Below are 8,890 nucleotides of genomic sequence, written 5' to 3' on the forward strand. Positions count from 1 at the left end.
ATTGGTTGGATAACCGTTTGACTACTACTGCAGGAGGCGGAGGGCCGACTGCGGCAGGAGGTTGGCTTGCGCCAGCATCGCGGTACCGGATTGGACCAGGATGTTGTAGCGGGCGAACTGAGTGCTCTCCGTCGCGACGTCCACATCTTTGATGCGGCTCACGGAAGCGGACAGGTTCTCACTCAGAATGCCGAGCTGCTCGTTGGTGAGGTTCAGGCGCTGAATGTTACCACCGATTTGCGCACGGTGAGTCGACACGTTTTCGATCGACGTGGTCAAGGTGCTCATGGTGCTGGTCACAGTGAAACCGGAGGCGATCACGGAGGTGATGTCCGTATCGTTCAGGTCACTGGCGTTCAGCGTCCAAGTATTGCCTTCGCTGTCTTTGGTCACGGCCAGGCCGGAACCGTCGAACAAGCTCACGCCGTTGAACTCTTTGGTGCCCAAATCGCTGATGTAATTCTTCAGGTCAGTGAACTCCGTGTTGTAGTTGGCCTTGTCATTCGAGGACTTCGTCGAATCGTTTGCAAGGTTCATCAACTCACTCATACGGTCCAAAGCTTTGGAGACTTTTCCGAGAAAGCCATCCTGAGTTTGGCTGTAGGACAGCGCGCTTGAGACGTTGTTGGAAGCAGCGTTGTTCCGGCTGATCTGGGCGTCGAACTTTGTCGCGACAGCCAAACCGGCAGCATCATCTTGAGGTGAAACGATCTTCGAACCTGAAGCCAAGCGGCTTAAGGCACCATTCAACTTGCTTGTGGAATCTGCGAGCAAACGCGCACTGCGGGCCGCACCGATATTTGTATTTATTACCATTTTGACAACTCCATTTGTCTGTTAAGACGGCGTCCTTGCCGTCGAGATGTTTTAGAGGCATCACACCCTCCGTGCTTTACCAGGCGTCACGAGGCCTTACCTGTTAAATCGGCAAGGCAGGGGGGTGACTTTAGAAAAAAAATGCGGCAATCTTCGAAGGTTGCCGAATTTCCACAAAAAAGGTCGTTTTTCGGCCTTTTTTTGCTGATTACTGGCGCTTTAGCAATAGACCAAAACTAACGGATTGATGGGGGTCATCCGATTGATGGAGTGGATTTTATTGATGTGCCGATCTTCGAGCTTCTTGCCTGCGTCCAGCAGTTTCATTCCGTTGGTATTGAAAATAGGCCGCGCAAGCTCCATCCCAGGCTTGAGCTCGATGAGGAGGATTTCGCGTTCGCCGCGGGGCATTCGCGTGAGTGGCACGGCTTTCACCAGTGCCCTCACGGCATCGGGATCGAACACGTGATCGGCCAGCTCGGTTTCCATATACTTGATGAGCTGCACGTCGGCAGCCGTTTGGTTGCAATAATAAATCACCGGCGCGAGTAGGCGCGCAAGGCGCGGGATGGTTTCACCCTTGAGCTTGTCAGGATAACCGGTGCCGTCCCAATGTTCGTGATGATGCTTCACCACTTCGGCAATGGACGCGAATGGGTTTATTTCCTCCTCATCCTCGGGGTCAGCCATTTGTAACTCGCCGAGGTGCAGCAAGATGTTGGAGCCAATCCCGGGATGTTCCTTGATGACGGCCCATTCTTCGTCGGTGCATTTTTCCGGATCCCGCATCCAACGGCGTACCACACCGATTTCAGTATTCATCAGGCCGATGTCGTGCGCTTCGGCGGCAGTGGATAAAATCTGGGTATCCTCGGGTGAAAGCTCCATCACTTCGCCGATGGATTTACAGATCGCTTTGGCGCGTTGGGCGGTATTGCCGAGGTTGGGGTGAAACGTGTAGAGCATTTTGTTGATCGCCTCAAAGGCAATTTGCCCGCCCATCGCACTCGCCATACTGCCGCCCCCGCCCCCGCCCCCGCCGCCGCCGCCGCCGCCGCCGCCCGCGGCCATTTGCTCATTGAGCTGGAGATTGCGATTTTGCAGTGCCTCAATTTCCTTCTTCATCCGGTAACATTGCGCGGCGTTCATAAGCGTGGCGTGCAGGTCATTGCTCATCCACGGCTTGGAGACGTAGCGGAAGATGAGGCCGCTGTTGAGCACCTCGGTGACTTCCGCGATGCTGATGCCGCTGGCAAGCAGGATACGTGTGGCATCGGGCTGTGCTTCCTGCGCTTCTTTGAGCAACTCAATACCAGAGGTGCCGGCGAGGTTTTGCTCGATCAGGATGATGCCAAAGACTTCCGCCTTCAAATGCTCGCGCGCAAGGGTGTCGCTATCCACCGTGGTGACGTGGAAGCCCATCTGCGGCAGTTGCTCCTTGAGCGCGGCGAGCACGAGCGCGTCGTCGTCGACGGCCAGCACCTTGTTTACGCTAGGGTCATTGTAGGGATCACTCATATCATTGCGTCGTTCAAGTCTCTTAACAGCCTAGCAGACCGCGCGCGCGAATGCACGCCGCGACCGCCGGGGGCACCATTTTCTCCCAAGCATCGTCACCGGCCTGGATGTGCTTCAGCACCTCCCGTGAGTGGATGGTGAGGTAATCGGGATTAAATTCATCAATGCCCCGGATAAAATTGTTTTCCACCAAATAATTAAAGAGCCCCTGCAAGTGCTTGGGCAAACAAAGATCTTTTGCATGAAGCACGCCGCCTTCCGGAATGGCGGCGGGGTACACGTACAGGCGAAGATCATTTTTGAATAATCGCCCACACGCTTCGAGCAGACCGCCCTCCAATTCGGCATAATATTTTTCCTCAAATATTTCGCGCAAGGTTGGCACGCCCAGCGTTACGCCCACCGGTTCTTTGGTATACCGAAAAAGATAGCGGGCGAGTTTATGAAACTCCGCGCAATTGGATACCATCACTTTGTGGTCGCCGCCGAGCCCTTCACCCATAGCCGCAAGGATGTCCACGCGCTCCAGAAAATCGCGCGAATCGATTTCTCCTTCGTGCGATAAGTTTTTCAGCGTCATTTCAAACAGCACCGTCACCTCCTTGCCCTCCACCCGTGGCTCCTCCACAAATTGCGCAAGGCTGCTTTGCAACATATGATGCGTGGTGTGCGTGACTGGCCGGAAACTGCCGCGCTCCAGGATGATGGGCTTGTGATATAGCGCCTCGGTGGGATGGGTCACTTCGCCGCTGGTGTCAAACAGGGTGGCTTGAGCCAGTCCCTGTTTCACTAATTCCAGCGCCATCAGCCGATTGTCCACCCCCTCAAAATCCGGCCCACTAAAACGCGCCAAGCCCACCTCCGCCCGGCGCGGGCCGAGGCCATCGAGGAGACTGCCGACCAACCGCCCCGGATCCGCGTGCGATTCCATCGCGCCGTGGATGAGGTTCACGCCGATGATGCCGACGGCCTCCTGTTGTTTCAGATTGTCCTTGTCCAGCAGGCGCACGTGCAGCACCAAATCGCTGGGCGGTTTGCCGGGGGCAGTTTGAAATCGGATTCCCATCCAACCCTGGCCATCCTGTTGACGGCTGAAACTGCGGGCGGCCACAGTATTGGCGTACACAAAAAAGCGCGTATCCGCGCCGCGCTCGGGCGCGAGGCGTTGGTCGAGTAAACCATATTCGTGATCCAACATATGGCGCAGACGATCCTCACTCACGTAGCGTTCGGAGGGGCCATAGATGGCGTCGCTCACGGCCATATCGTAGGCGCTCATGCTCTTGGCCACCGTGCCGGATGCGCCGCCCACGCGGAAAAACCACCGCGCCACTTCCTGCCCCGCGCCGATCTCAGCGAAGGTGCCGTATTGGCCGCGATCGAAATTGATGGCCTGCGCCTTTTGCGAAGTATTAAGCGTGGGTTCAGTCATTAGCAAAACGACTTAGAGTCCAAACGATTTCAGGTCGGACTTTGCCGCTTCGAGTTCCGCATCCAAATCCAGTTCCAGTCCGTAGCTCATTTGGTACTGGCCCAAAAACTGCCACTCGGGGAGCTCCTCGAAAGGCTGATCGTAATCCATAATGCGCGCGCCGAAAATATTAAGCTGTTTATAATTCACCAACGCATCCGCCACCGCCACACAGGCGGAGAGAAATTTGCTGTTGTCCGGCTGATCATCGAGCGTGGTGTTGAAGGGATCGTGATGATACCACACCGCGCGGATCACCTCGAGGTGTGCCTGCATACATTCGCAAATGGCCGCCCCGATTTGGGCGTGGGTCACGCCGAGGAACTCGCGCTCCACCAGCACGTGCCCACACGCACGTTCGGTGGCGCGGATGATGATCGCATCAAACTCCTCCGGAAAATAATGCTCGAGCAACAGCTTGCCGCAATCGTGCAGCAACCCGGCGAGATATTCCGAGCCGCACGGCGGACGATACGCCGCGGCCACACGCTCGGTGAGGCGCGCCACCATAATGCTGTGCAGCCAAAACGCGCCCCAATCCACCTGTGATTTTAAATGCTCAAAATTTTTCATTACGCCCATCGCAAAGGCGATGCGGCGAATTTGTTGCATCCCGATCAGCATCATCGCCTGATCGATGCTCGAGATGCGGCGCGCGGCAAAGCCCACCGAGCTGGCCACCCGAATGACGTCCGAAGCGAGGCCGGGATCCATTTGGATGACTTTGCCGACGTCTTCCATCTGGCAATTTTCATCCCGCGATATCTCCGCCAGCTTCATTGCGGCGGCATTGAAAGGGGGGATCACCGGATCGCCAGCGAGCAAATAGATAAGCTTGTCCGACACCCACTTTTTGTCGTGGGATTCGTAGGCAAGATATTTGACTAGTTTATCGGATTTGGACACGCGGCATTTATGCCGTCAAGCGCGACAGGAAGCCAATGAATTCTTGGCCGGTTACTTTGCCTTGGCGGACGGTGCCTTGTTGATCTTTTTCTCGCGGGACCATTGGTACGCGCGAAATGTCAGGACCGCGCTGTCGCGAAGGTCCAGCTTATCGCGGATGTGGTTTCGGTGAGCTTGAATGGTGTAGTGGCTCACTTTGAGGTTGCGGGATATTTGCACAGTGCTCAATCCCTGGCCAATGAGGTCAAACACTTCAATTTCACGCGGGCTCAAACGCTCAATGCCCTGCACACGGCCGTTGTGCTCACTTTTTCCGTTGGCGATGGGGTCGCCGTTGAACAGGGTTGATTCAAGTAATGTCTGCAATTCCCGTGAGAGGGTTTCCTGATGGTGCAATACCAATCGGTTAATTTTTTCATCGGTCACCGTGCCTCCACGAAGGGGGGTGCCCACGCCGAGCAGTCCAATCAGTTTTCCGTTCGGCGCGTTCACCAATCCGGTGCTGAGATCCACTGGAAACTCCCGCCCTTTGGCGTCGCGATTGATCAACCGTCCACACCAATGGCCTTGAAGCGTTTCCTCGTGAATTTGTTTCCGGAGTTTTTTGGTGAGTTTTTTGGGGTTCACCAAACCCTCCACTTGCGTGCCCAGCGCCATTTGAGAGGAATACCCATAAAGCCGCCGCCATGCGCCGTTCACATAAAGCAACTGGCCAGTCTGCGGATCAACCACGGAAATGGCGTCAGTGACCAACTCCCAGGTTTCTGCCAATAAACGCAAATGTTTGCGATGCCCCTTATGCGTCAGGCAACTTGCCAACCGAACAACCGATCTAGGCCGCATACAACCACAGTTGACCTCCTGTTTATTGATCTTTTTTCCGATTTTTTCCGCCCGTTTCGCCCGTTTCGCCCGTTTTGCCTTTTTTGAATTCATCGAGATTCGTCCCTTCTCTATTAATACGCATTCCAGGCATGAAATTACCGAAAAAAGTGAAAAAAGTGAAAAAATTCCCATCACCCGAAAGCGGGTGTGGGGAAAAAAGGGGTAATCCTGCTGTTTTACCCTAAACCAAGCGCCTAAACATCTTTTTCTTGATCCTTCGTTTGCTGATCAGCCTCGCTTTGAATGCTGGGCGAGCCGGGCATGGGCGGCAATGGCGGCAATCCCGGCTTGGGCGCAATCCCTCCCGCACCTGGCAGAGGAGGCAATCCCGGCGCACCCCCGAGTTTGGGTGGGGATGGCATCGCGGGCAACGCTGGCAGGGTTGGCATTTCTTTACCTTCGCCGGCATTCAAGCGGTCAGCCCGATCTTGTGCGATGCGTTGAAGTTTGTTTTTCAACATCGCTTGTTCCGCTGCCGCAGCTGGATCAGAATCAGGCGTGGGAGGGAAGGCGGGCAACTCCGGCTTAGGTGGTGGCCCTCCTACAGGACTGGCAGGGCTACCGGGGAAAGCTGGTAAAACAGGCTTGGGCGAGGCCCCTCCTGAAGCTCCCGAAGCTCCCGAACTGTCGGGCATAGGCGGCAGCGCGGGCTTGGGTGCGTCGGGGCCGGCTACCGGCAGTACCGTATCTGGATTGGCCGACCCGTCTTTTTTCTTTTTAGAAAATAATTTACCGAAGAATCCTTTCTTTTCTTCCGGCGCAGACGGCGCGGGCAGATCCGGCAATGTCGAGACGGGCGGGGAGTCGGGCGGGGGATCAGCGTTTGGAAACGCTGGAATTTCAGGTTTATCGCCAGCAGGTTTGGGCGGCGTTGGCAATGTCGACAATTTCGGTTTGTCAGCCGCTTTGGGAAACGCGGGGAGTTCGGGTTTATCTTCGCCGGAGGCGGGCAACGCAGGCAACGCGGGTTTGTCGCCGGCGGGTTTCGGCAGTTTAGGCAGCGTGGGCGGACCGGATGAATCGCTGCCAAGTGCGGGTAATGCCGGAAGTGCCGGTTTATCTCCACCGGGTTTGGGCAACTCGGGGAGAGCAGGTTTTTCGGCTGCGGGTTTGGGCAATGAGGGAAGTTTTGGTTTATCTTCCGAAACCGGCTTGAGCATCGCCACGGGTTTGGCGATCTTGGGTTTGGGCAACGGCTCTGCTTCACCGGATTTGGGTAGCGGCGGTTCCTCATCGGGGGCAGGCGGTTGATCGCGATCGATTACCGGCTTGGCCACTTGTACCGGCGCATCATCAATCCGGTCTTGTTGGATGAAATCCGCCTCATGCTCGGCCGCCGCCTGGAGACGAACCATTTTTTCCTCGTCCGCACGCACGATTTTGCGGGCATCGAGCTTGGCGATCATCGCTGTGATTTCGCCGGATTCGATGTTGACTTGTTCCTCAATTTTCTCGCGCCGTTTGAGCAATACTTCCTGTTCGTGCTCTAAACGGGAATGCTCATCGTCTTCCTCAAACTTGATGTCCTTGGCGCGTTTTTGAAACGCACTTTCCTTGTTCTCGATCTCCTGCTTGAGGGATGCCTCTTCCCCTCCCAGTTGCTCAATATCGGATTTGTGGTGGACAATCTCCTCCTCGTCGGCCTTCACGCGCTCGAGGTATCGCTCGCGGGCTGCGCGACTTTCTTCCTCGCGCCGAAGATCTTCCGTTTCCTTGCGCCGGATGCGCTCTGTTTCATCCTCGTGCAGTTGATGCAGTTCACGATCCAGATCAGTGAGGCGATCTTCGTGGTCGAGGTGAGCTGCTTTCTTGGCGCGAATGGTATGGCGCACCAAATCCTCGTCGTGCTCGTATTCCTGTTTTAACTTTTCAAGAGCGGCCTGGTTTTTCTCGAGTTTGGCAACGTCGGATTTTTTGACCTTGTCAATTTCACTATCAATCTGCGCTAACTCCTTGCGGGCGCGCTCGAGGGCGGTTTTGTGCGCCTCAAGTTCCTCACGCGCCATCAATTCTTCCCGGGCGCGAGCTTCTTTCAACTCGCGCTGGGCGTTTTCCACTGCCGATTCGGCCTCAATGCGAGATTTTCGTTTAGAGTCCACTGGGTCTATTTCTTTCTTTGCGCGACGCTTCGGGGTGGGGATAATCGGTTTAGCTTCGGGCTCAAGCGGCGGGGTGCTGCCCGCTTCAAATTCAATATCCGGATCCGTCTCGTCGTCGTTCTTAATGATAGGCAACGCCGGTTTATCCGGCTCGGGTGGCTTGGGTGATAGAAGCGGTTTACTGGGTTCAGGTGATTCCGGGGGTTCAGGTGATTTAGAAACCGGTTCCTCGGGCATAGGAACGACCGGTTTGGGCCCGGTTGGCAACGGGGGCACTGCGGGTTTCGCCGGAGCATCCTCGTCCGATGTAGGCGGAACAGGCGATACGAGGGGTAATTTAGGCTTAGGCAATGCCACATTAGCGGGAACAGGCGGGAGCCCTCCAGTAGGCTTGGATATTTCAGGCACTTTAGGAGTTTCAGGCACTTTGGGAGTTTCAGGTAAATCAGGTAAATCCAACTTCGGCACATCCGAAGGCTTGGGCAAGCCCGGCTCGGGCAAAGTAATTTTTCCAGCGATCGGCCCCAACCCCGGCGCCAACCCCGGCGCCGCCGCGGGTTTTGGCGGTGTGGTCGGCATAGGCGCAGGCACACTGGGAACCTTGGGCACTTCAGGTACTTCAGGCACATTGGGCACGGCCGGTGCAGGCGCAGTCGTTGGCACCAACGGCGCAGGGGGGCCGGGAGCAGCAACCTTTGGCACTTCAATCGCGCCGCCTGCCGGCCCCATCGAAATCGCCTCCATCGCCGCGGGCGCAGCGGGGGCAGGGGCAGCCGGAAACTCTTCAAGCTTTGCCACCATCGCCTGCAACGGCGACGCATACGCTGGATCCCCCGCCAAATTAATTGCGCCATCCGGATCCGTCACACTATCAAAAAACTCCGTCTCACCCGCATCCGTTCTGACTAGCTTATGAGTCGCCGTTTCCACACCCCGGCCCGAAGGCGTCAACGTCAATGGCGGCGCACCCTCTGAAATCGAAATTGATTCCCCTACATCCGACGTCTCAAACTCAACCCGCATCCCATCCGGCCCGTTCATGATATAGAAAAAAGTAGCCTCACCCACATCCGCCGGAGCTGGCGCGGGTACCGCCGGAGCTGGCGCGGGTACCGCCGGAGCTGGCGCGGGTACCGCCGGAGCTGGCGCGGGTACCGCCGGAGCTGGCGCGGGTACCGCCGGAGCTGGCGCGGGT

At 56.5% G+C, this 8,890-nt stretch carries 6 protein-coding genes; all 6 read right to left on the reverse strand.

The genetic code is table 11. The features are described from left to right. Window positions 1–24 precede the first annotated feature (24 nt). Window positions 25–816 carry a flagellin gene (locus H8E27_01925; GenBank protein ID MBC8324372.1) on the reverse strand — a complete coding sequence of 264 codons (792 nt, stop codon included), beginning with the start codon at window positions 814–816 and terminating at the stop codon, window positions 25–27. 219 nt (window positions 817–1,035) lie between these two features. Continuing rightward, window positions 1,036–2,334, reverse strand: a complete 1,299-nt coding sequence (locus tag H8E27_01930) for a response regulator (GenBank protein MBC8324373.1) — start codon at window positions 2,332–2,334, stop codon at window positions 1,036–1,038. A 22-nt stretch (window positions 2,335–2,356) separates the two neighbouring features. After that, entirely contained in the window at window positions 2,357–3,766 is a 1,410-nt protein-coding gene (locus H8E27_01935; GenBank protein MBC8324374.1) for a TonB-dependent receptor, read from the reverse strand. Window positions 3,767–3,778: 12 nt separating this feature from the next. Beyond that, complete coding sequence (locus H8E27_01940; protein ID MBC8324375.1) at window positions 3,779–4,711, reverse strand: HDOD domain-containing protein; 933 nt, start codon at window positions 4,709–4,711, stop codon at window positions 3,779–3,781. Window positions 4,712–4,762: 51 nt separating this feature from the next. Next, the gene (locus H8E27_01945; GenBank protein ID MBC8324376.1) at window positions 4,763–5,482 is read right to left on the reverse strand and encodes a PAS and helix-turn-helix domain-containing protein; all 720 of its coding nucleotides are present in this window, start codon (window positions 5,480–5,482) and stop codon (window positions 4,763–4,765) included. A 308-nt stretch (window positions 5,483–5,790) separates the two neighbouring features. After that, entirely contained in the window at window positions 5,791–8,562 is a 2,772-nt protein-coding gene (locus H8E27_01950; GenBank protein MBC8324377.1) for a hypothetical protein, read from the reverse strand. Between the last annotated feature and the right edge of the window lie 328 nt (window positions 8,563–8,890).

The organism is Limisphaerales bacterium, from assembly GCA_014382585.1.
GTDB lineage: Bacteria > Verrucomicrobiota > Verrucomicrobiia > Limisphaerales > UBA1100 > JACNJL01.

Excerpts from the sequence above, each read along its gene's own strand:
- H8E27_01930 (MBC8324373.1), bottom strand. The coding sequence starts at position 2,334 with ATGAGTGATCCCTACAATGACCCTAGCGTAAACAAGGTGCTGGCCGTC.
- H8E27_01925 (MBC8324372.1), bottom strand. The coding sequence starts at position 816 with ATGGTAATAAATACAAATATCGGTGCGGCCCGCAGTGCGCGTTTGCTC.
- H8E27_01935 (MBC8324374.1), bottom strand. The coding sequence starts at position 3,766 with ATGACTGAACCCACGCTTAATACTTCGCAAAAGGCGCAGGCCATCAAT.